The 22,287-nt window shown below is 61.9% G+C and carries 20 protein-coding genes; 12 read left to right on the top strand and 8 right to left on the bottom strand.

Annotated elements, in window-relative coordinates; all coding sequences use genetic code 11:
• The first annotated feature begins 27 nt into the window (after positions 1-27).
• The 3 genes from JBO08_RS22525 (at position 28) to araH (ending at position 3,606) form a co-directional block, all read left to right on the top strand.
• Positions 28-1,032, top strand: a complete 1,005-nt coding sequence (locus JBO08_RS22525; RefSeq protein ID WP_049708850.1) for a substrate-binding domain-containing protein — start codon at positions 28-30, stop codon at positions 1,030-1,032.
• A 63-nt stretch (positions 1,033-1,095) separates the two neighbouring features.
• Positions 1,096-2,628: an L-arabinose ABC transporter ATP-binding protein AraG gene (gene araG / locus JBO08_RS22520; protein ID WP_220074988.1), complete on the top strand. Its 1,533-nt coding sequence runs from the start codon at positions 1,096-1,098 to the stop codon at positions 2,626-2,628.
• Positions 2,629-2,637: 9 nt separating this feature from the next.
• The gene (gene araH, locus JBO08_RS22515; RefSeq protein WP_065876235.1) at positions 2,638-3,606 is read left to right on the top strand and encodes an L-arabinose ABC transporter permease AraH; all 969 of its coding nucleotides are present in this window, start codon (positions 2,638-2,640) and stop codon (positions 3,604-3,606) included.
• Between the two features lie 72 nt (positions 3,607-3,678).
• On the opposite strand, the gene JBO08_RS22510 is transcribed toward araH, so the two are convergent.
• A complete protein-coding gene (locus tag JBO08_RS22510; protein WP_065876234.1) occupies positions 3,679-4,827 on the bottom strand; it encodes an aldose epimerase family protein in 1,149 nt (382 codons plus the stop codon).
• 136 nt (positions 4,828-4,963) lie between these two features.
• Between JBO08_RS22510 and JBO08_RS22505 the strand changes: the two genes are divergently transcribed.
• Positions 4,964-5,731 (top strand): SDR family NAD(P)-dependent oxidoreductase, encoded by a 768-nt coding sequence (locus tag JBO08_RS22505; protein WP_065876233.1) that lies wholly within the window; start codon positions 4,964-4,966, stop codon positions 5,729-5,731.
• A 134-nt stretch (positions 5,732-5,865) separates the two neighbouring features.
• Here JBO08_RS22505 and JBO08_RS22500 read toward each other — a convergent pair whose 3' ends face one another.
• Both JBO08_RS22500 and JBO08_RS22495 read right to left on the bottom strand, forming a co-directional pair.
• Positions 5,866-6,462, bottom strand: a complete 597-nt coding sequence (locus JBO08_RS22500) for a glutathione S-transferase family protein (RefSeq protein ID WP_220074989.1) — start codon at positions 6,460-6,462, stop codon at positions 5,866-5,868.
• An 80-nt stretch (positions 6,463-6,542) separates the two neighbouring features.
• Positions 6,543-7,541, bottom strand: coding sequence for an AraC family transcriptional regulator (locus JBO08_RS22495; RefSeq protein ID WP_065910740.1), 999 nt, complete (start codon positions 7,539-7,541; stop codon positions 6,543-6,545).
• 65 nt (positions 7,542-7,606) lie between these two features.
• Here JBO08_RS22495 and JBO08_RS22490 point away from each other — a divergent pair, with 65 nt between their 5' ends.
• Together JBO08_RS22490 and yghU are read left to right on the top strand one after the other, a co-directional pair.
• A complete protein-coding gene (locus tag JBO08_RS22490; protein WP_220074990.1) occupies positions 7,607-8,830 on the top strand; it encodes an MFS transporter in 1,224 nt (407 codons plus the stop codon).
• A gap of 103 nt (positions 8,831-8,933) precedes the next feature.
• Positions 8,934-9,767, top strand: a complete 834-nt coding sequence (yghU, locus tag JBO08_RS22485) for a glutathione-dependent disulfide-bond oxidoreductase (RefSeq protein ID WP_220074991.1) — start codon at positions 8,934-8,936, stop codon at positions 9,765-9,767.
• Between the two features lie 114 nt (positions 9,768-9,881).
• Here yghU and JBO08_RS22480 read toward each other — a convergent pair whose 3' ends face one another.
• Genes JBO08_RS22480 through JBO08_RS22470 form a run of 3 tightly spaced genes read right to left on the bottom strand, consistent with a single transcriptional unit; the run spans position 9,882 to position 12,623 of the window.
• Positions 9,882-10,808: a sugar ABC transporter substrate-binding protein gene (locus JBO08_RS22480; protein ID WP_186753040.1), complete on the bottom strand. Its 927-nt coding sequence runs from the start codon at positions 10,806-10,808 to the stop codon at positions 9,882-9,884.
• Positions 10,809-10,827: 19 nt separating this feature from the next.
• On the bottom strand, positions 10,828-11,607 hold the full coding sequence (locus tag JBO08_RS22475) for a TIM barrel protein (RefSeq protein WP_065876228.1): 780 nt from the start codon (positions 11,605-11,607) through the stop codon (positions 10,828-10,830).
• Positions 11,604-12,623, bottom strand: coding sequence for a Gfo/Idh/MocA family oxidoreductase (locus JBO08_RS22470; protein ID WP_065889382.1), 1,020 nt, complete (start codon positions 12,621-12,623; stop codon positions 11,604-11,606). Before JBO08_RS22470 ends, JBO08_RS22475 begins: the two co-directional genes overlap by 4 nt.
• 185 nt (positions 12,624-12,808) lie before the next feature.
• Between JBO08_RS22470 and JBO08_RS22465 the strand changes: the two genes are divergently transcribed.
• Complete coding sequence (locus JBO08_RS22465) at positions 12,809-14,770, top strand: sigma-54-dependent Fis family transcriptional regulator (protein ID WP_220074992.1); 1,962 nt, start codon at positions 12,809-12,811, stop codon at positions 14,768-14,770.
• Between the two features lie 13 nt (positions 14,771-14,783).
• Here JBO08_RS22465 and rtcR read toward each other — a convergent pair whose 3' ends face one another.
• Positions 14,784-16,364: an RNA repair transcriptional activator RtcR gene (rtcR, locus tag JBO08_RS22460; protein WP_065881425.1), complete on the bottom strand. Its 1,581-nt coding sequence runs from the start codon at positions 16,362-16,364 to the stop codon at positions 14,784-14,786.
• A 213-nt stretch (positions 16,365-16,577) separates the two neighbouring features.
• On the opposite strand from rtcR, the gene JBO08_RS22455 reads away from it, so the two are divergent.
• Genes JBO08_RS22455 through rtcA form a run of 3 tightly spaced genes read left to right on the top strand, consistent with a single transcriptional unit; the run spans position 16,578 to position 19,640 of the window.
• Positions 16,578-17,804 carry an RtcB family protein gene (locus JBO08_RS22455; RefSeq protein ID WP_065876224.1) on the top strand — a complete coding sequence of 409 codons (1,227 nt, stop codon included), beginning with the start codon at positions 16,578-16,580 and terminating at the stop codon, positions 17,802-17,804.
• A 13-nt stretch (positions 17,805-17,817) separates the two neighbouring features.
• Positions 17,818-18,606, top strand: coding sequence for a nucleotidyltransferase domain-containing protein (locus JBO08_RS22450; protein WP_065876223.1), 789 nt, complete (start codon positions 17,818-17,820; stop codon positions 18,604-18,606).
• An 8-nt stretch (positions 18,607-18,614) separates the two neighbouring features.
• A complete protein-coding gene (rtcA, locus tag JBO08_RS22445; RefSeq protein ID WP_220074993.1) occupies positions 18,615-19,640 on the top strand; it encodes an RNA 3'-terminal phosphate cyclase in 1,026 nt (341 codons plus the stop codon).
• Here the strand turns inward: rtcA and JBO08_RS22440 are convergent.
• Positions 19,637-20,680: a LacI family DNA-binding transcriptional regulator gene (locus JBO08_RS22440; RefSeq protein ID WP_220074994.1), complete on the bottom strand. Its 1,044-nt coding sequence runs from the start codon at positions 20,678-20,680 to the stop codon at positions 19,637-19,639. The genes rtcA and JBO08_RS22440 overlap by 4 nt on opposite strands.
• A 162-nt stretch (positions 20,681-20,842) precedes the next feature.
• Between JBO08_RS22440 and JBO08_RS22435 the strand changes: the two genes are divergently transcribed.
• Complete coding sequence (locus JBO08_RS22435) at positions 20,843-21,937, top strand: fatty acid desaturase family protein (protein ID WP_220074995.1); 1,095 nt, start codon at positions 20,843-20,845, stop codon at positions 21,935-21,937.
• A gap of 28 nt (positions 21,938-21,965) precedes the next feature.
• Complete coding sequence (locus JBO08_RS22430) at positions 21,966-22,286, top strand: MocE family 2Fe-2S type ferredoxin (protein WP_032888397.1); 321 nt, start codon at positions 21,966-21,968, stop codon at positions 22,284-22,286.
• The last annotated feature ends 1 nt before the right edge of the window (position 22,287 follow it).

Here is a 22,287-nt window from a genome sequence, read left to right as displayed (position 1 = left end):
TAAAAACAACAACAAGGAGTCACCCGTATGAATCGTCGTCGAGGTTTGCGTTCCCTGTGCTGCGCCGCTGTGGCGGTCTCGGCCATGAGCCTGAGCGGGCTGCTGCTGGCCGCTGAGGAAGTGAAGATCGGTTTTCTGGTCAAGCAGGCTGAAGAGCCTTGGTTCCAGACCGAATGGGCCTTTGCCGAAAAAGCCGGCAAGGAGCATGGCTTCACCGTAATCAAGATCGCCGTGCCCGACGGCGAAAAAACCCTTTCGGCCATCGACAGCCTGGCGGCCAACGGTGCCAAGGGCTTTGTGATCTGCCCGCCGGACGTGTCCCTGGGCCCGGCCATTGTCGCCAAGGCCAAGGCCAACGGCTTGAAAGTGATTGCCGTGGATGACCGCTTCGTCGACGCCAAAGGCGCCTTTATGGAGGACGTGCCGTACCTGGGCATGGCCGCGTTTGAAGTCGGCCAAAAGCAAGGCGCCGCCATGGCCGCCGAAGCTAAAAAACGCGGCTGGGACTGGAAGGACACCTATGCGGTGATCAACACCTTCAACGAGCTCGACACCGGTAAAAAACGCACCGACGGATCGATCCAGTCCCTGAAAGAGGCCGGCATTCCTGACGACCATATTCTCACCGCTGCGCTTAAAACCCTCGACGTGCCCGGCAGCATGGACGCCACCAACTCGGCGCTGGTCAAGCTGCCCAGCGGCGCGAAAAACCTGATCATCGGTGGCATGAACGACAACACCGTACTCGGCGGCGTACGTGCGACCGAAAGCGCGGGCTTCAAAGCCGCCAATGTAATCGGCATCGGCATCAATGGCACCGACGCTATCGGTGAACTGAAGAAAGCCAACAGCGGCTTCTTCGGTTCGATGCTGCCTAGCCCGCACATCGAGGGTTACAACACTGCGCTGATGATGTACGAGTGGGTCACCAAAGGCACCGAGCCGCCGAAGTACACCGCCATGGACGAAGTGACCCTGATCACCCGCGACAACTTCAAGCAGGAACTGGAAAAGATCGGCCTGTGGAAATAAGGCAGTTCGCTTTCCTCGGTAGCCCCGGCAACGGGGCTGCCTGATCGGTGTGATGAGGTGGTTATGCACGCGCAAGTCAATGAACAACAACACACTGCCGGGGCCAGTCTGCGTTTTGACGGCATCGGCAAAACCTTTCCTGGGGTCAAGGCGCTGGATGGCATCAGCTTCACCGCCCACCCTGGGCAGGTGCATGCCTTGATGGGCGAGAACGGCGCGGGCAAGTCGACGCTGCTGAAGATCCTCGGCGGCGCCTACATCCCCAACAGCGGCACGCTGCAAATCGGCACGCAGACCATGGCGTTCAAGAACGCGGCGGACAGCATTGCCAGTGGCGTGGCGGTGATCCACCAGGAATTGCACCTGGTGCCCGAAATGACGGTGGCCGAGAACCTGTTCCTCGGGCATTTGCCGTCGCGTTTTGGGGTGGTCAATCGGGCGCTGCTGCGCAAGCAGGCCTTGGCTTGCCTCAAGGGCCTGGCGGATGAAATCGACCCTGCCGAGAAGCTCGGCCGCCTGTCCCTGGGCCAACGGCAACTGGTGGAAATCGCCAAGGCGCTGTCCCGTGGCGCCCATGTGATCGCGTTTGATGAACCCACCAGCAGCCTGTCGGCGCGCGAGATCGACCGCTTGATGGCGATCATCACGCGGCTGCGCGATGAGGGCAAAGTGGTGCTCTACGTGTCGCACCGTATGGAAGAAGTGTTCCGCATCTGCAACGCGGTCACGGTGTTCAAGGACGGTCGCTACGTGCGCACCTTCGAGGACATGAGCGCGCTGACCCATGACCAGTTGGTGACCTGCATGGTCGGGCGCGATATCCAGGACATTTACGACTACCGCCCGCGTGAGCACGGCGAGGTCGCGCTCAAGGTCGATAGCCTGCTCGGTCCCGGCCTGCGTGAGCCGATCAGTTTCAACGTGCGCAAGGGCGAGATTCTCGGCCTGTTCGGGTTGGTGGGGGCTGGGCGTACCGAGTTGTTCCGCTTGCTCAGCGGCTTGGAGCGTGCGAGCGCCGGTCAACTGGAGCTCTGCGGTCAAGCACTGCAACTGCGCTCACCGCGCGATGCCATCGCCGCGGGCGTGCTGCTGTGCCCGGAAGACCGCAAGAAGGAAGGCATCATCCCGCTGTCCAGCGTCGCCGAGAACATCAACATCAGCGCGCGCGGCACCCACTCCCGATTCGGCTGGCTGTTGCGCGAGGGGTGGGAGAAGGGCAACGCCGACCAGCAGATCAAGGCGATGAAGGTCAAAACGCCCAACGCGGCGCAGAAGATCATGTACCTGTCCGGCGGCAATCAGCAGAAGGCGATCCTGGGTCGCTGGCTGTCGATGCCGATGAAAGTCCTGCTGCTGGACGAGCCGACCCGTGGCATCGACATCGGCGCCAAGGCCGAGATCTACCAGATCATCCATAACCTCGCCGCCCAAGGCATTGCAGTCATTGTGGTGTCCAGCGACCTGATGGAAGTGATGGGCATCTCCGACCGCATCCTGGTGCTGTGCGAAGGCGCACTGCGGGGTGAACAAACCCGCGAGCACGCGACTGAATCCAACCTGCTGCAACTGGCTTTGCCGCGCAGCCTGGCGAACTGAGAGACGACTATGACAACCCAAGACAACGCGTTGCCCTCGGCACGCAAACCCCTGGACATGCGCGCACTGCTCGACAACTGGGCGATGCTGCTGGCCGCGGTGAGCATCTTCCTGCTGTGCGCCTTGCTCATCGACAACTTCCTCTCGCCGCTGAACATGCGCGGCCTGGGCCTGGCGATTTCCACCGTGGGCATCGCCGCGTGCACCATGCTGTTCTGCCTGGCGTCGGGGCACTTCGACTTGTCGGTGGGCTCGGTGATTGCCTGCGCCGGGGTGGTGGCGGCGATTGTGATGCGCGACACCGACAGCGTCATGCTCGGTATCGGCGCCGCCTTGCTGATGGGCCTGGTGGTGGGGCTGATCAATGGCATCGTGATCGCCAAGCTGCGGGTCAATGCGCTGATTACCACCTTGGCGACCATGCAGATCGTGCGCGGGCTGGCGTATATCTTCGCCAACGGCAAGGCGGTGGGCGTGTCCGAGGAGCAGTTCTTTATCTTCGGTAACGGCCAACTGCTGGGCGTACCGGTGCCGATCCTGATCACCATTTTGTGCTTCGTGTTTTTCGGCTGGCTGCTCAATTACACCACCTATGGGCGCAACACCATGGCCATCGGCGGCAACCCGGAAGCGGCGTTGCTGGCGGGTGTGAACGTTGATCGCACCAAGATCCTGATATTTGCCGTGCACGGTGTGATCGGCGCCCTGGCCGGGGTGATCCTGGCGTCGCGCATGACCTCCGGCCAGCCGATGATCGGCCAAGGTTTTGAGCTGACAGTGATCTCGGCGTGTGTGTTGGGCGGGGTGTCGTTGAGTGGTGGGGTTGGCATGATTCGCCATGTGATTGCCGGCGTGTTGATTTTGGCGATCATTGAGAATGCGATGAACCTGAAGAACATCGACACGTTTTATCAGTACGTGATTCGCGGCTCGATCCTGCTGCTGGCCGTGGTCATCGACCGCATGAAGCAACGCTGAACCCTTGCCATGTGAAGATCCAAATGTGGGAGCTGGCTTGCCTGCGATAGCGGTAAGCCAGCTCCCACAGTTTTAATCGGCGGAGAACTTGAAGACGGTGTTCTGGGTGTAGGTCTGCCCTGGATTCAGGCGGGTTGATGCAAACTTCGGCTGATTAGGCGCATCCGGAAAATGCTGGGTCTCCAACGTGAAACCGCTCCAGTGCAGATACGTCTTCCCAGCCTTGCCCTTCACCGAACCATCGAGGAAGTTGCTGGTATAGAACTGCACACCGGGCTCTGTGGTGTAGAGCTGCAACCGCCGACCCGACTCAGGATCATGCACCTCGGCAGCCAACTGTTTCACGTCACCCTTGGTATCGAGTGCCCAGTTGAAGTCAAACCCGCCCTGTTTCGGCTCGGCGAATTTGAGCTGTGGATGATCCTCCTTGATGTGCTGACCGATCGGCGTCGGTTTCAGGAAGTCCATCGGCGTGCCTTTCACCGGCGCGACTTCGCCGGTTGGAATCAAGGTGGCGTTCACCGGCGTGTAATGGCTGGCATGCAAGGTCGCCACCTGCTTGAGAATGTCACCATTCCCCGCACCGGCGAGGTTGAAATAGCTGTGGTTGGTAAGGTTGAGCACCGTGGGTTTGTCGGTGGTGGCTTTGTAGTCGATGTGCAGTTCGTTTTTCTCGTTGAGGCTGTAGGTGACCTCGGTTTTCAGGTTGCCGGGAAAGCCCATTTCACCGTCCTTGGACAGGTAGGTGAGGGTCACGCCGACCGAGTCCTTGCCCTTGACCTGTGCGGCCTTCCACACCTGTTTGTCGAAGCCCTGGGCGCCGCCATGCAGTGAGTTGGGACCATCGTTGAGCGGCACCTGGAAGCGCTTGCCGTCGAGCTCAAAGGCACCGCCGGCCAAGCGGTTGCCGAAGCGCCCGATGGTTGCGCCGAAAAACGCCGTGCCGGCCTGGTAGCCTTGCACGTCGTCAAAGCCCAGCACCACGTCGTCGATCTTGCCGGTTTTGTCCGGCACTTTCAGCGACTGCAGCACGCCGCCGTAGGTGATCACCGTGGCTTGCATGCCATGGCTGTTGCGCAAGATGTACTGCTCGACGGCGGTGCCGTCGTTGGTTTTACCGAAAGGCTTGTGTTCACTGGAGAGGCCTGCGGCGTGGGCGCCGCCACTGGCGATCAATACGGACATGGCGAGACCTGACAGCAGATAACGAGGGTGCTTCATGGTCGAACTTCCTTTTGTTGTTTTGAGTGGAATAGTTCTACTAATAGCGATATTTTGTCGGTAGGACAGCGAATTTATAGCCTTAAAAGCCGTTTTTGCAAAATAAAATAAGACTAATTGAGCGAGGCAAGATGTTATGAGTACTCAACACGCCGTGTATCCCGACCTTGAAGGCAAAACCGTCCTGATCTCCGGAGGGGCCTCAGGGATCGGCGAATTCATGGTGCGGGCCTTCGCCGCCCAGGGCGCCAAGGTGGGCTTTGTCGACCGCGCGCAAAGCCAGGGCGAACGCCTCGCGGCGCTGCTCAGTTCCCGCGGGCACACGGTGGAGTTCGTGAACTGCGACATCACCGACGAGATTGCCTACAAAGCCGCCATCGCTCGTTTCGAACACTCGCTGGGGCCGATCACCGTGCTGGTAAACAACGCCGCCAATGACGTGCGTCACACCCTGGAAGAAGTCGACTCGGAAATGTTCGACAGGCTGATCTCCGTCAACCTCAAACACGCTTTCTTCGCAGCCAAGGCTGTGGTGCCCATGATGAAAAGCGCCGGTAGCGGCTCGATCATCAACCTCGGCTCGGTCGGCTGGATGATGGCGTCCGCCGGCTACCCGGTGTACGCCGCCAGCAAGGCCGCCGCCCACGGCATGACCCGCGCGTTGGCTCGCGAACTGGGGCCGAGTCGCATCCGCGTGAATACGCTGGTGCCGGGTTGGGTGATGACAGAGAAACAACTGGCGATGTGGGTCGACGATGCCGCCAGGGAACTGATCAGCCGCAGCCAATGCTTGCCGGGCAGTGTGCTGCCTGAACACATCGCCAATATGGCGTTGTTTCTTGCTTCCGATGCGTCGGCGATGTGTTCGGCACAGAACTTTATTGTGGATGGCGGCTGGGTCTAGGCACACGGACCTGAGGACGAAGGAGATCAATGTGGGAGCTGGCTTGCCTGCGAAGGCGGTGTGTCAGCGACTACAGCGCTGAATGACACACTGCTATCTCAGGCAAGCCAGCTCCCACAGTTGAACGGCGGTGTTTATTCGATCGGGTACTTCTTGAAAACCGGGTGCTGCTCCAGGCGCTCGGCGTGGCGCTTCAAGTTGGGAAACGCATCCGCCTCAACCACCGACGCCACGGTGAACTGGCTGAACGACCAGGCCACCGCCGCTGTAATCGAAGCCTGAGTCAGCGCCTCGCTGTCGGCCAGTTGCTTGTCCAGCAGCGAATAAGCCGCCAGCAATTGCCCGCTGACACGCTCAAGCCAAGGCTCATGCAGCTTCTCGGCCGGGCGCAGGTTGTGCTCATACACGATCTGCACGCTCTTCTCACAGGCCGCCAGCGCCAGCCCAAGTACATGCAAGTCATGGGCGCGCGCGGCGGGCTGCTGGGGCAGCAGCTTCTTGTTAGCCGGGGCGAGGGTTTCCAGATAGTCCAGGATCAGGCTGGAATCCATCAGCACCGTGCCATCGTCCAGCACCAGGGTCGGGGCCTTGACCACCGGGTTGATCTGCGCGAATTCGTTGAAGGTGCGAAACACCGACAGCGGTTCATGCACGAAATCCACGCCGTACAGCTCCAGGGAAATCGCCACGCGGCGTACGTAAGGCGAGTCCAGCATGCCGATCAGTTTCATGAAGCCTCCATTGCTTGCTAGGTGGTGAGCTCAAGAGAGTAAGGGCGCGGGATCAGCCTGCGCAATGGCTTGGCGCTGGTTTATGCCGGGCTTCGGGCGCCCTGGCGGCTGGCGCCAGGCGGCTGGCCGGTGATGCGCTTGAATGCGCGACTGAAAGCTGCCTGGGAGGTATAGCCCAGGCGCAGCGCCACTTCTTCGATGGGCAATCGCTCAAGCGTCAACCATTGGCTGGCCAGGCGCATGCGCAATTGCGTCACGTAGCGCAGCGGCGGAAGACCCAGGGTGGCCTGGAAGCGTTCGGCGAACACCGAGCGGGAGGTATGACTGCGCGCGGCCAACTCGGCCACGCTCCAATCGCGGCCTGGTTGCTGATGCAGGGCAAGCAAGGCACCGGCCAGCCGTGCGTCGCGCAACGCTGCCACCAGCCCCGATGCATTGCCGCAGGCGCATTCCACCCAACCCCGCACGATCATGGCGGCCACCACATCGGCCAGGCGCGCGAGGATGCCCGAATAGCCAACGCGAGCACTGGCGACTTCGCGCTCCATCACCGCCAGGATCGGCATCAGGCCGGGGTAACGCTGGCCCTTGGTGTCGATCAGCATCAAGGCCGGCATGAGGCTGCCGAGCCCCTGGATACTGCCGAGTTCGAATTCCATGCAGGCGCTGAACAGCAACGTGCTGGGGGGCGTGTCGGGCGATGCATCCACGGCGCAGACGGTATCGCCCAGCGGGGTGGCGTCAAATCCATTGATGTCCTGCACAGCGACATCCGCCGTGGACAACAGCGCATGTGCGCCGCCGTGGGAGATGAACACGGCATTGCCCGCCGACAATTCAAACAGGTTGCCGTCGTCGGTGCGCAGGGTGGCCACACCTGCGGCGAGGAAGTGGAAGTAGGCGTGCCCGGGTTTGGCGTTGAAGCCCATGCCGAAGCGGGGTCCGGCTTGGATGCGCTGGTACTGCACCCCGCGCAGGCGCATGCCGCGCAGCAGCTCATCGATAAGGTCGGAGGACAGATTGAACGGGGCCGGTGCAGTCATGTTCGGGGTTTCGGTCAAAAACTCAAGGGTTTGCATCATAGATCATCCGGGTTGGCGAACCTAGACTGGCGGTCGCGCTAATTTCCTGAGGATGTCGTGTAATGAATGATTGTGTAGCTCAAGCCTCTATCTGTTCCAAGGCGGAGCCCGCTGCCCCGGCCTGGATGGCGGTGTTTTCCCTGGCCATGGGGGTATTCGGGTTGTTGACGGCAGAATACCTGCCGGCCAGCCTGTTGACGCCGATGGCGATGGACCTTGGGGTGTCGGAGGCCCTGGCTGGTCAGGCAGTAACCGTGACGGCGGTGGTGGCGTTGTTCGCTGGCTTGCTGGTGCCCGGCCTGACGCGCGGGATCGACCGGCGCGTGGTGCTGCTGGGGTTTTCCATGCTGATGATTGCGTCCAACCTGTTGGTGGCGCTTTCTTCGAGCCTGGCGGTGCTGCTGTTGATGCGCATCCTGCTGGGCGTCGCCCTGGGCGGTTTCTGGAGTATGGCGGCAGCAGTGGCGATGCGCCTGGTGCCGGCGGCGTTGCTGCCCCGTGCGCTGTCGATCATCTTCAGTGGCATTGCGGTGGGCACGGTGGTTGCCGTGCCGCTGGGCAGCTACCTCGGCGATGTGTATGGCTGGCGCAGTGCGTTTGTGGCTGCGGCCGCCGTTGGCGTGGTGACACTGGCGTTCCAGCTGTTCACGCTGCCACGCCTGGCCCCCACTGGCAGTGCACGCCTGCGCACGGTATTGGATGTGCTGCTGCGCCCTGGCATCGCCATCGGCATGTTTGCCTGCGTATTGGTACACACCGCGCACTTCGCGCTGTTCACTTACATTCGGCCATTCCTGGAAAGCACCACGGGCGTGCAGACTCAAGGGCTGGCCTTGATGCTGCTGGGGTTCGGCGCCGCAAACTTCATCGGCACGCTGCTGGCCGGTTGGCTGCTGGTGCGCTATCCGCTCGGCACATTGGTGCTGATGCCGGTATTGGTCGGCGTCGCGGCGCTCGCCCTGGTGCTGGTGCCTGCCTCTCTGCCAGGCCAGGCGCTGCTGCTGGCGCTGTGGGGCATGGCCTTTGGCGGGGTGCCCGTGGCGTGGTCGAACTGGGTGGCTCGCGCCGTGCCGGATCAAGCTGAAAGTGCGGGTGGCATGGTAGTGGCTTCGGTGCAGTCAGCCATCGCGGCGGGGGCGGCCGGTGGGGGTGCGATGTTCAGTGTCAGCGGCATTGCCGGTGTGTTTCTCGGTGCCGGTGTGCTGATGTTGTTGGCAGCCTTGTTGATTGCGCTGCGGGTACACGTGCCGCGCGATGGCGCCGCTGGCGTACCGTTGCATCTTTAAACCGGCCTTGCAGATTGGCCGGCATTCACGGTGTGACGCGCCATCAACCTTTGGTTTAGTCTGGGGCGCTTCGCTGATCGCAAACGCCTCTGGAGCAGTAAGCATGACCGATTACGTACCCCCGAAAGTCTGGACCTGGGACACCGAAAATGGCGGCACCTTCGCCAGCATCAACCGACCCATCGCCGGCGCGACCCATGATCAGCAACTGCCGGTGGGAGAGCACCCGCTGCAGGTGTACTCCCTGGCCACGCCTAACGGTCAGAAGGTCACCATCCTGCTCGAAGAATTACTGGCCCTGGGGCACAGGGGGGCAGAATACGATGCCTGGCTGATCAAGATCGGCGACGGCGACCAGTTCGGCAGCGGCTTTGTCGGGGTCAATCCCAACTCCAAGATCCCGGCATTGCTGGACCGCAGCGGCGCCACGCCGATTCGTGTGTTTGAATCTGGTGCGATTTTGCAGTACCTGGCAGAAAAGTTCGGCGCATTCTTCCCGACTGAGCCTGCGGCGCGTGCGGAATGCTTGTCGTGGTTGTTCTGGCAGATGGGCAGTGCGCCTTATCTGGGCGGTGGTTTCGGGCATTTCTATGCGTACGCGCCAAGCAAAATGGAGTACGCGATCAATCGGTTTGCCATGGAGACCAAGCGACAGCTGGATGTGTTGGATCAGCGCCTTGCGGTGAGTGAATACATTGCCGGGGATGAGTACACCATCGCCGATATCGCGATCTGGCCTTGGTATGGCGGGTTGGTAAAAGGCCGTTTGTATGGCGCGGCGGAGTTTTTGGCGGTGCATGAGTACACGCATGTGTTGCGCTGGGCGGATGCGATTGAAGCGCGGCCGGCGGTGCAGCGAGGGCGTAGGGTGAACCGGGTATCCGGCGAGCCTGCGGAGCAATTGGCCGAGCGCCACTCTGCAAGCGACCTGGACTAAAACTGTGGGAGCGGGCTTGCTCGCGAATGCGGTGTGTCAGTCAACAGATTCATTGGCTGATCCACCGCATTCGCGAGCAAGCCCGCTCCCACATTTGGATTTGTGTACCCAAGTTTATTTGTAGCGCTGCTCAAACACCGCCACCTGTTCCGGCTTGATCAGCTCAAACGGCACCCACACTTCCGATTCAATCGGCTCGCCCTTGATCATCCGGATCGCCGCCTGCACCGCTTGGGTTGCCTGGGCTTTCGGGTCCTGAAACACCGACGCCGTCAGCAAGCCACGCTTGATCGCCGCCAGGCCATCGGGCAAGCCGTCGATGCCGATAATCGCCACTTCGCCTTTGGCTTTCCCGGCTTGCTGCAACGCCATGGCCGCGCCAATCGCCATTTCATCGTTGTTGGCGACGATCGCATCGAACTGTGTACCCGCCAGTAACCAGTTGCTGGTCAAGTCCATGCCCTTGCTGCGTTGCCATTCGGCGCTTTGCTGCTCCACCACCTTGATGCCGGGAAAGTCCTTGAGCACCTGTTTGGCGCCCTCGGTGCGGTCATGGGTGGCGTTTTGCGCAAGGTCACCCATGATGATCGCCACGTTGCCCTTGCCGCCAAGTTTTTCCGCGAGGTAGCGCATCTGCAATTGCCCGGCCTCGATGTCGTTGGAGGCCACGGTGACGACGCCCTTGGGCAGCGTGCGTTCATCCGGGTGGCGGTTGACGTACACCAGTGGCGTCTTCGCGGCGGTGGCTGCGCGGGTGATGTTGGCGGTGGCGGCGGTATCCACCGGCAGCACGATCACCGCGTCGACTTTCTGGTTGAGAAAGCCTTCGACCTGGTTGAGCTGGCGCACCACGTCGCCCTGGGCGTCTTCGAACTGGATCTGCACGTCCTGCTGTTGGGCGGCGGTTTCGAGGCCGGTGCGTACGTAGGTCATGAAGTTGTCGTCGACCCGGGCAATGCTCACGCCGATACGGTAAGCGGCGAACGTCCATTGGCTGAACAGCAGTAACAGCGTGGCAACGAACAACGAATAGCGGTTCATAAGGGTGATCCTTTTATTGTTATAGGGTGAATGCTTGGCGGAAACGCTCCAAGGCCAGTTCGCTGTCGCCGCTGGCCCAGCCTTCCAGTCCGACCACGCCGCTGTAGCCCATGGCGTGCAACGCCCTGGCAATGGCCGGGTAGTGGATTTCTCCCGTGCCGGGTTCCTGGCGGCCCGGCACGTCGGCGACCTGGATTTCACCGATGGCGCTACCGGCGCGCTGGATCAATTCGATCAGGTTTCCTTCGCCGATCTGCGCGTGGTACAGGTCCAGGTTCATCTTCAGGTGTGGGCTGCCCACGGCTTCGATCAGCGCCAGGGTGTCGTCGGCGCGGGCGAATGGGGTGCCGGGGTGATCGACGTCGGTGTTGAGGTTTTCCAGCAGGAACACGCGGCCGGCGTCTTCGCCCAGGCGGGCGATTTTTTCCAGGGTTTTGCAGGCGCTCAGCCACATGCGCGCGGTGGTCCGGGACACCGGCTGCACGGGCAGGCCGCCGTCACCCAGGCCGGTGCCGTGCAGGTTGAGGCTGGGGCAGTTCAATTGCTCGGCTACCCTCAAGGATTCGCGGGCGCTGTCGAGCAATTGGCGGATGCCGTCGGGGTCGGTGAGGGTGCCGGTGATGTAGCCGGTCATCGAGGTGAAATCGGCACCGGTGGCGGCGAGGGCATTGATGTCCTTGTCGGTCCAGTTCCAGATCTCGGCGCTGAACCCCAGCGCGTGAATACGCTGTACGCGCTCGATAAAGGGCAGGTCGAGAAACACCATCTCGGCACTGACCGCCAGTGTGAACGGGATCATCGCTGGGCTCCCTGCACGGCGACGGCCTTGCCCGTTTCGAACGACTCGATGCAGGCGCGCGCAATCGCCAGGGCCGCGCGCGCATCTTCGCCGCTGGCCAGGGGCTTGGCGCCGCTGCGCAGGCAGTCGACGAAATGGTTGAGCTCGGCAATGTAGGCGTCGCGCAGCAGGTCAGTGTCCAGGCGTAGAGTGTCGGCCTGGATGCCTTGGGCCAGGTAGCGCACCAGGTCGGATTCAGTGACGCTGCCCATGCTCAGCATGCCTGCGCTGCCGAACACTTCGCCGCGCACATCGTAGCCATACACGGCCTGGAAGTTGGCCTCGGCGGTGGCAATCGCGCCATTGTCGAAGCGGATCGTGACCACGGCGGTGTCGAGGAAACCTTTGCTTTTGTATTCCGGAGCGATCAGGGCGTCGGCCATTACGTACACCTGTACCGCTTCGGCGCCGGGGTTGAGGTAGCGCAGGGTGTCGAAGTCGTGGATCAGGGTTTCCAGGAAAATCACCCATTGCGGTGAAGCGGCCGGGTTGTTCAATGCCGGGTCGCGGGTCAGCGAGCGCAACAGTTGCGGCGTGCCGATACGGCCGGCGACGACGTCGAGGTGGGCAGTACGGAAGCTTTTGGCGAAACGCCGGTTGAAGCCGACCTGCAAGGGCACCCGCGCATCGGCTGCGGCGGCGATGGCGCGGTCGGCTTCGTCCAGGGTGATGGCCATCGGTTTTTCGCAGAAGATGCCTTTGCCGGCGCGCGCGGCGCTGATCACCAGTTCGGCGTGGCTGCGCGCGGGGGCGGCGATGAGTACGCCGTCGATATCCGGGTCGTCGAGCAGTTGTTGCGGGTCGGTGTAGACCTTGGCTACCCCCAGTTCAGCGGCAAGGCGGGCGGCTTGGCCCGGAGTCGGGTCGGCAATGGCGGCCAGGCTGGCACCGGGGATGTGTCGCGCAGCCGTGAGTCCGTGGAAGCTGCCCATGCGACCAGCCCCGATCAAGCCAAGGCGGATGTTCTGTGTACTCATGAAATAAACCCCTTTTTATTATTGGCCTCAGGACAGTCCTGATGGGCGAAAAGGTAGGAGCAAGGGCTGTGCCAATTCATAACTTGCTGATATTTATGAATTTATAAATGCATATAAACAAAAAGTGTTCATTCTGATGACATGTCTATACTGACATGTCAAAAACATGAACACGGATGCCCCCAATGACCATGACGTTCAGCGTGCAAGACCTCGACTACCTGACGGCCTTGGGGCCTGCCGCGCTGAATGACGGACCTGTGTCCGCGCTGGAGCAGGCGTGGCGGGAGTGCCTGGCCGGCCGGGTCGAGCGCCCTGGCGACGTCCGGCAAGTCATCTGGGATTCCTGGCGGCGCAGCGTCGAGGCCGGTATCGATCCCGATGACAGCGGGTATCGCTTCGTGGCGCCCCGCGACCTTGATGCCACCCTGGCAACTCACCGCGTGCTGATCGCTACCGCCGCGCAAGTCATGCACGGCTTGCTGGCCTACAACCCGCGCGGCCATATCAACCTCACTGATGCCGACGGCACCACCCTGTATTTCTGCGGGCTGGACATCACCCCGGTGGGCAGCCGCCTGCTGGAATCCGTGCAAGGCACCAACTGCACCGGGTTGGCCCTGGCCGAAGATCGCCTGGTGTATGTGCTGGCCGAGGAAAATTTTGGTCGTGGCCTGCGCCAGCGCCGCATGCACTGCGCCGCCGCGCCGATCAAGAATGCCCAGGGTGAAACCCTGGCGATGCTGACACTCACCGCCGAGCCCGGCTGGTTTCACTTTCATACCCTCGGCACCGTGCAGGCGGCGGCCGAAGCCGTATCACGGCAGATGGCCCTGCAAGGCCTGCTGGAAGAACAGCAAACCGTCCTCGAAGTGCTCAACGAAGGCCTGGTGGTGCTGGACGCGCGCGGCTGCATCAAGGCGCTCAACCGCTATGCCCGGCAATTGTTCCGGGTGGGGCTGGAGCTGATCGGTCGCCCGTTCCAGCACCTGGGCCGCAGTGAGTTGGGTGATGCGACGGGGGAGCCTGTGCGCGACCTGGATTGCACCTTTCATCTGCACGACCGCAGCCAGCTCGCTTGCCTGGTTTCAGTCTGCCCGCTGGAGCAGGGCGGGGTGATCGTATCGGTGCGCGAGAACCGCCGTATCCGCGAAATTACCCGGCGCATTATCGGCACCCAGGCCCGCTACACCTTTGAAACCATCCAGGGCCACTCGCGCGCTATCCAGGACGCGCTGCACCTGGGCCGCATCGCCAGTCGCAGTGAGTCCACCACCTTGATCCTCGGCGAAAGCGGTACCGGCAAAGAGCTGTTTGCCCAAGCGATCCATAACGGCAGCGACCGTTGCACTGGGCCCTTTGTGGCGGTCAACTGCGGCGCCATCCCGCGAGACCTGGTGCAAAGCGAGCTATTCGGGCATGTCGAAGGCGCGTTCACCGGCTCAGCCCGTGGCGGCTCAGCGGGCAAGTTCGAACTGGCGGAGGGCGGCACTATCTTCCTGGATGAGATTGGTGACATGTCTTTCGATGCCCAGGTCAGCCTGTTGCGGGTGTTGCAGGAGGGTGAAATCACCCGCGTGGGGGCGAAGAGTTCGCGCCAAGTGAACGTGCGCATCATCGCCGCCACTCATCGCAATTTGAGCCAGGCGGTGGCAGAGGGCGCGTTTCGCGAAGACCTCTACTACCGCCTCAACGTGTTGAACCTGACCGTGCCGCCACTGCGCATGCGCCGCGACGATATACCGCTGCTGGCACGGCACTTTCTTGCCCGCTGCGCGCGTTCACTGCGTAAATCGGTGCAGGGTTTTTCCCCGGACGCCATGGCGCTGCTCTCGGCCTACGGCTGGCCGGGCAATGTGCGGGAGTTGGAAAACAGCATTGAGCGGGCAACCAACCTGGCGACGGGTGAACTGATCCAGCCTGTCGACCTGCCCTTGGAAAGCAAGCCGCGCGCAACGCTGCGCACTGACGAAGCGCCACCTACCCAGGACCTGAGCAGCCATGAAATGCACGCCATCGTCGCCGCGCTCGAAAGCACCCGCGGCAACATCCGCCTGGCCGCCCGGCAGCTAAACGTGTCGCGGGGCGGGTTGTATAACAAGATGAGCCGGTTCGGCCTGAATGCCACGGATTTTCGTGGCGGCTAACCGCGTCGCAGGGCTAGGGCTTCAACTGCTTCCAGTCAATCGCAAAGCGCGCCAGGTATTTACGCAGGCGATCCGCATCGTTGGGCTGGGCCTTGGCCTGGCGGGATACACCGAACAAGCGGCGGCCGGCGTCGGATAGGCTATCGGATTGCAGGCACACCTCGATGACGGCCTTGAGTTGCAACTGGTCGAACAGGTCCAGGTCGGCGGGCAGCAGGGTGTGTGGCTCGGACAGCCCCCAGGCGTAGCGCAGGCGTTGGATTTCTTCTTCGGCCTGGGCCTCATCGATACGTCCGCTGTCGGCCAGGGTCGCCATGCGCGTGATCGACGCAGACAGCTCGCGAAAGTTACCCAGCCACGCCGCTTCGCTGGAACAGGCGAACGCCAGGTAGCGGCGGCGCGCTTCGAGGTTGAAGCGCACGCGGCGGCCTTGCTCGCGGGCGTGGCGCTCCAGCTCGAAATCGATATTGGGCTCGATGTCTTCGCGCCTCCCCGCCAAGCCCGGCAGATCAAAGGTCCACAGGTTGATGCGCGCGTACAGGTCTTCGCGGAACAGCCCTTCGGCCACGCGCCCGCGCAGGTCGCGATGGGTGCCGGCGATGATCAGGAAGTCACTGGCCACTTCGCGGTCGGCGCCCATGGGGTAGAAGCGCTTTTCTTCGATGGCTTTAAGCAGCATCGCTTGTTCATCAGGGCCCAGTTCGCCGATTTCATCAAGGAACAACATGCCGCCATCCGCCGCGCGCAGCAGGCCGTCGCGCGCGTTTTGTGCGCCGGTGAAGGCGCCCTTGGTATGCCCGAACAACGCCGACATAGCACCATCGCCGCGCAGCGTGGCGCAGTTGACTTCCACGAAGCGCCCTTGCACTTGATGGCGGCTGCGCTTGAGTTCGTAGATGCGGCGGGCGAGGAACGACTTGCCCGCGCCCGTGGGGCCGATCAGCAGCATCGGCGCCGTGGAGCGCACGGCCACGCGTTCGATCTGCTCGATGGAGGCATTGAACGCGCTGTTGCGTGTGGCGATCCCCGACTTGAGAAACGCCAGGCCTTCCAGGCGCTGGTGGGCGAAGCGTGAGGCGATGCGGTCGTAGCGTGACAGGTCGAGATCGATCAGGGTGTGTGTGCCCGTGGCGGGCGCGGTGTCGTCAAGGCGGCGGCTGGGCGCGGTCTGGATCAACCGAGCGGGCAGGTTGCGCGCCTCGGTCAGCAGGAACCAGCAAATCTGCGCCACGTGCGTACCGGTCGTGATGTGGACCAGGTAGTCCTCGTGTTCGGTGTCGAAGCGGTAGTCGGTGGTGAAGTCGTGTAGCGCGCCGTAGACCTCTTCGAAATCCCAGGGGTTGTTCAGCGGCATGGGGTGCAGGCGCACCTCGGTGTGGGGCGAGATCTGCTGGACATCGGCGCGCAGCCGCTCGGCGAGGCTGACGTCCCGGGCGTCGATGTCGTGGATCAGCTCCAGGCGATCAATCTGCAGGGTGTCCTGCTGGCACAGGCCGACGCTGGGGCGCCAGTGGTTCCAGCGGTTGGCACCTTTGCCGACGCGATCCAGTTTGGAGCCGATAAACCCGATGGCGACGGTGCGCTTGTGTTTCATGGGTAGACCAAAATATAAGTAACGATATGTGAGGATATGAAGTTGACGATCGGCTTGTCATGGTTTTTTTAGGTGTGAGTTATCATTTGTTAAAAATAACGATATAAAACAATTAGATAAGTATTTTTAGAGCGGCTTTTAAAAAACTGGCACGCCCGCTGCTATGTCTCTATCAACGCCGCAGCGCCGGCTTTCAAAAAAAGAATCGAGATTATGCAAGAGAAAACCTACCAACTGCTGGAAGTCGCCGACGGCAAGCCGATCAAACTCTGGACCCAGGGCGTGCCCGTCGAGCCCGAGGCCCGCCAGCAACTGATGAATACCGCCAAGATGCCGTTTATCTTCAAGCACCTCGCGGTGATGCCGGATGTGCACTTGGGCAAGGGTTCGACCATCGGCAGCGTGATCCCTACCGTGGGCGCAATCATCCCGGCAGCGGTGGGCGTGGATATTGGCTGCGGCATGATCGCCGCGCGTACCACGCTGACCGCCAGCGACTTGCCCGACAACCTCCACGGCCTGCGTTGCGCCATCGAGGCCGCCGTACCCCATGGCCGCACTCGCAGCCGTAAAGGCCGCGACAAAGGGGCATGGGAAGACGTGCCGGCCCAGGCCGATCAGGCATGGACGGCGTTGCATCCGCGCTTCAAGGCGATCACTGACAAGTACCCGCAACTGGAACGCAGTAACAACCGCCAGCACCTCGGCACCCTGGGCGGCGGCAACCACTTTGTCGAGGTGTGCCTGGATGAAGCCAACCGTGTCTGGTTCATGTTGCACAGCGGTTCGCGTGGCGTGGGTAACGCCATCGGCAACCTGTTTATCCAGTTGGCCCAGGCGGATATGCAGCAACACCTGGCGAATTTGCCGGACCGCGACCTGGCGTATTTCGAAGAGGGCAGCCAGCACTTCGATGACTACGTGGAAGCGGTGGGCTGGGCTCAGGATTTCGCCCGGCAGAACCGCGAGTTGATGATGCGCGCGGTGGTCCAGGCCACACGCCAAGTGATCAGCAAACCGTTTGAAGTGGCGCTGGAAGCGGTGAACTGTCATCACAACTACGTGCAAAAAGAGCGGCATTTTGGCGAAGACATCCTGGTGACGCGCAAGGGCGCGGTGTCGGCGAAGAAGGGCGAGCTGGGGATTATTCCGGGCTCCATGGGCGCCAAAAGCTTCATCGTGCGTGGACTGGGCAACGAAGAGTCGTTCTGCTCGTGCAGCCACGGCGCCGGCCGCACCATGAGCCGTACCAAGGCGAAGAACACCTTCACCCTGGCCGACCAGATCCGCGCAACAGCCCATGTGGAGTGCCGCAAGGACGCCGATGTGATCGATGAAATTCCGATGGCCTACAAGGACATCGACCAAGTCATGCACGCCCAGCGCGAGCTGGTGGAAGTGCTGCACACCTTGCGTCAAGTGGTGTGCGTCAAAGGATAAGAGGGGAATAGAGATGGAAAGGGAAGAACGCCACCCATTGAGCGACGCCATGCGCGCGCGGGTGCTTCAGGAGTTGGAGCGCATAGAGCGCGAGCGCAATGTGACGGTGCTGTATGCCTGCGAATCCGGCAGCCGGGCCTGGGGTTTTGCCTCCACCGACAGCGACTACGACGTGCGTTTTGTCTACGTGGAAAAACCTGATTGGTTCATGCAGGTGGATACGCCGCGCGACGTGATCGAACGGCCGTTGGATGACGAGTTGGACGTGAGCGGCTGGGAGTTGCGCAAGACCTTGGGCCTGTTGCGCAAATCCAACCCCACGCTGCTGGAATGGCTTGATTCGCCGCTGGTGTATCGCCAGGAGACCGAGGCCACGGCGCAATTGCGTGCCCTGGCCGAGGCGTTCTACAGCCCGCCGGCGGCGCGCAATCATTACCTGTCGATGGCCAAGAAGAACTTTCGCGGCTATCTGCAAGGCGACACGGTGCGGTTCAAGAAGTACTTCTACGTACTGCGACCGTTGTTGGCAGTGCGTTGGATCGACCTGGGGCTGGGGCGGCCGCCGATGACCTTCGCCGATTTGTTGAGCACAGTGGATGACGCACAACTGCTCGATGAGGTCGCAACCCTGCTGGTGTTGAAACGCAATGCCGGGGAAGCGGCCTACGGGCCACGGCGCCCGGCATTGCACGCCTACATACAGCGTGAACTGGAACGCGAAGTGCCGGTATTGCCACGCACCCATGAAGACTCCCAACAACTGGACCACTACCTGCGGGACACGGTCAAACGCTTTGCTTAAGGATAGATATGAAACAGGACCTCATTGAACTCGACGGCGCCATCGGCGGTGGCCAGGTACTGCGCAGCGGACTCAGCCTGTCGATGGTGACCGGGTTGACCCTGCGCATCAAAAACATCCGCGCCAAGCGCAGTCGGCCAGGCTTGATGCGTCAACACCTGACCGCCGTGCTGGCGGCGGCGCAGGTCTGTGGTGCCAAGGTGCAAGGTGCTGAACTGGGCTCGCAAACACTGGTGTTCGAACCCGGGCCGATTCAAGGGGGCGAATACCGGTTTTCCATTGGCACGGCCGGCAGTTGCACCCTGGTGCTGCAGACCTTGTTGCCGGCATTGCTGCGTGCCCCCACGGCCAGCCGCGTGACGATCTGCGGCGGCACCCATAACCCGCTGGCACCGCCGGTGGACTTTCTGCAGCGCGCCTGGCTTCCATTGTTGCAGCGTATGGGCGCGCGCATCGAATTGAGCCTGAACCGCTACGGGTTTGTACCGGCTGGCGGTGGTGAGTTAGAGGCGTTTATCCAACCCAGCGAGCTGATGCCGCTGCAGTTGATGCAGCGCGGAAAACTGCTCGCAGCCCGCGCGGTAACCCTTAACGCAGGGTTGCCCGCCCAAGTGAGCGAGCGCCAGTTCAAGCGCGTGCGCCAGCGTCTATCGTTTGCGGACACGCAACTGTTCCCGGTCGAGATTGACCCGGAACAGGGCCCAGGCAACGTGCTGATGCTGGAGTTCGTCCACGAGCATGTCACCGAACTATTCAGTGCCTTTGGCATGGCCAAGGTGCGCGCCGAAACGGTGGCCGACCAGGCTATCGACCAGGCCAGTGAGTGGCGAGGCACCGACACGGCAGTAGGCGAACACCTGGCCGATCAGTTGCTGTTGCCAATGGCACTGGCGGGTGGTGGCCATTTCACCACGTCGCACATGAGCGAGCATTTGCACAGCAACATGCTGGTGATCCAGCGCTTCCTGCCCGTGGTGATCGAGACTCACATTCTGGAGGCGGGCGGCTTGAAGGTCGAGTGCCGAGCGCGCTAGAGATTCTCCGACGTCACAATCTGCGGCGGTATATGCACCCGATGCCGCACCGGATCGAACCCCTCGGCGCTCTGCAATTCCACCATCAACGCCACCAATGCCACGGCCGTCCGCCCCGGCTGCGAGTCCATCACCACATCAATCAAACCCTGGCTCAGCGCTTGGCGCGACAGCTCGGTCGATTCCTGCAAAATGCAACACAACGTCGGCCGTTTGGGCAGTTGGGCCAGGGCGCTGATGATGCCATCACCGCCGCCGCCCACCACGCACAGCCCGCGCAGGTCACTGTGACGGCTGATCAGGTCGAGGGTGGCTTCTTCGGTGATGTCGCAGTTATCCAGGTTGATCAGCGGCTCCAACGGCTTGAGCCCCGGCGCGTGCTCGGCCAGGTAGCTGTGCAGGCCTTCGACCCGCGCCTGGTGGCCGAGAAAACGATGGCCGCCGAGCAAGATCCCCACGCTGCCTTTGCGTGCGCCGCAGGTGCGGGCGAGCAACCAGCCCATGGTGCGGCCGACCACGTGGTTGTCCTGGCCCACATAGGGCTCATCGGCGTGTTCGTGGATATCCGAAAGCAGGGCGACCACCGGCACGCCGGCTGCGCGGATCTGCGCCAGGCAGGCGTTGATCAGTGGGTGGGCAAAACTGACCACCGCGAGGCCGTCGCACTGCACGGCCAACTGTTCGATTTGCGCGACGATGGCGCTGGGGGTGCGATCGATGATGTATTCGAACTGGCACGTGAGGTTGGCGCCGGCGTGCTGTTCGGCTGCATCGCTGATGGCACAGGCCAGGTTGGCGTAGAACGCTTGGGCGGTGCCCAGCAACAGGATGCCAAGGCGATAAGTCGGCCGGCGTTCGCGAATGCGCTGGCCAATCAGCCGCGCGGCAAAATAGCCCACGGCTTCGGCGGCCTGGAACACCTGTTCGGCGGTGTCTGGATTGACCGGCGCACGGGCATTCAATACCCGGTCGACGGTGGCCACACTCAGCCCGGCCTGGGCAGCAACAGTGGCAATGGTTGGGCGTTTATTGTTGTTCATGACAGGCCCCTTGAGCGTCTTGATAGAAAACTATCAAGCTCCGCTGGGCCTGGATGATAGCTTGATAGGGAATGGATTCAAGGCCTTGAGGGTGATTTAGGCGTTCTCTATCGTGGGTTTCACACAGCACCTGAAACCACCCGCTTGCGGAGAACAATAACAATGCCTGAACACACCGCTCATCCCGACCGCCGCGACTACAGCCTCACCGGCCCCGAAGCCGCCCGCGCCTTTGATAAAGGCCTGGTCTCGGCCAGTTGGTATCAGTCGCCGATTTCCCGAAAACGCATGAAAGAACTGATGCAGCGCCGCGACGGCCCGGCCTTGCTCGACACTGCCATTTGGGTGACCGCGCTGTTCGCCACTGGTTTTGGCGGCTACTGGTTCTGGGGCACCTGGGCCTGTGTGCCGTTCTTCCTGGCCTATGGCGTGCTGTACGGCACCGCGTCCAACCCGCGCTGGCACGAAACCGGCCACGGCACGGCGTTCAAGACACGCTGGATGAACGACGTGCTGTATCAGGTAGCGAGCTTCATGTGCATTTTCGAGCCCCATGTGTGGCGCTGGAGTCATGCCCGTCACCACACCGACACCATCGTGGTCGGCCGCGACCCGGAGATTGTCGAGCCGCGCCCACCGCGCTTCTCGATGATGTTCTTGAGCCTGTTCAATTTGCCCCTGGCCTGGAAGACATTCAGCGGCGTGGCGCGCCATGCCATTGGCCGGATGAGTGCCCAGGAGGCAGACTTTATCCCCGAATCCGAATGGCCCAAGGTGTTCCGCGCGGCGCGAATCTGGGTCGGCATCTACGCCGTGGTGATCGGCACCGCCTTGTACCTGCACAGCTGGCTGCCGCTGATGCTGATTGGCCTGCCGAGTATCTACGGCGCCTGGCTGGGCTATGTTTTCGGCCTCACTCAACACGTGGGCCTGGCCGAGGACGTGCTCGACCACCGCAGCAACTGCCGCACCATTTATATGAACCGTGTGCTGCGCTTTATCTACATGGACATGAACTACCACCTCGAACACCACATGTACCCGATGGTGCCGTATCACGCCCTGGCGCAATTGCACGAAGAAATACGCGGCGACTGCCCGCCGCCGTACGCGAATATTTTCGAGGCGTACAAGGAAATCCTGCCGACCATCTGGAAGCAGCGCAGTGATCCAAACTATTTCATCCAGCGCCCGATACACCCGCGAACCGAACCGGCGGCCAATGCCCCGGTGCATGCAGAAGCCACTGCCGGCTGAACTCCCTCCAAGAACAAGAGAAAACGCCATGAACGATCAATGGATCGACGTCTGCGCCGTGGGCGAAATAGACGAAGAAGACGTGCTGCGCTTCGACCACGGGCCGCACACCTACGCGGTGTACCGCTCGGCCGACAATGAATTTTTCGCCACCGCGGGTCTGTGCACCCACGAAAAAATTCACCTGGCCGACGGCCTGGTGATGGACCACATCATCGAGTGCCCCAAGCACAACGGGCGCTTCGATTACCGCACCGGCAAGGCCATGGGCGCGCCGGTGTGCGTCAACCTCAAGACCTACCCGGTGCGGGTCGAAGCGGGGCGGGTATTGCTCGCCGTCACGGCTTGAT

It is taken from the genome of Pseudomonas sp. LAP_36 (assembly GCF_019456785.1).
GTDB lineage: Bacteria > Pseudomonadota > Gammaproteobacteria > Pseudomonadales > Pseudomonadaceae > Aquipseudomonas > Aquipseudomonas tritici.
The sequence above is the reverse complement of the archived record's forward strand: the minus strand, read 5'-3'. Positions and strand labels throughout refer to the sequence as shown.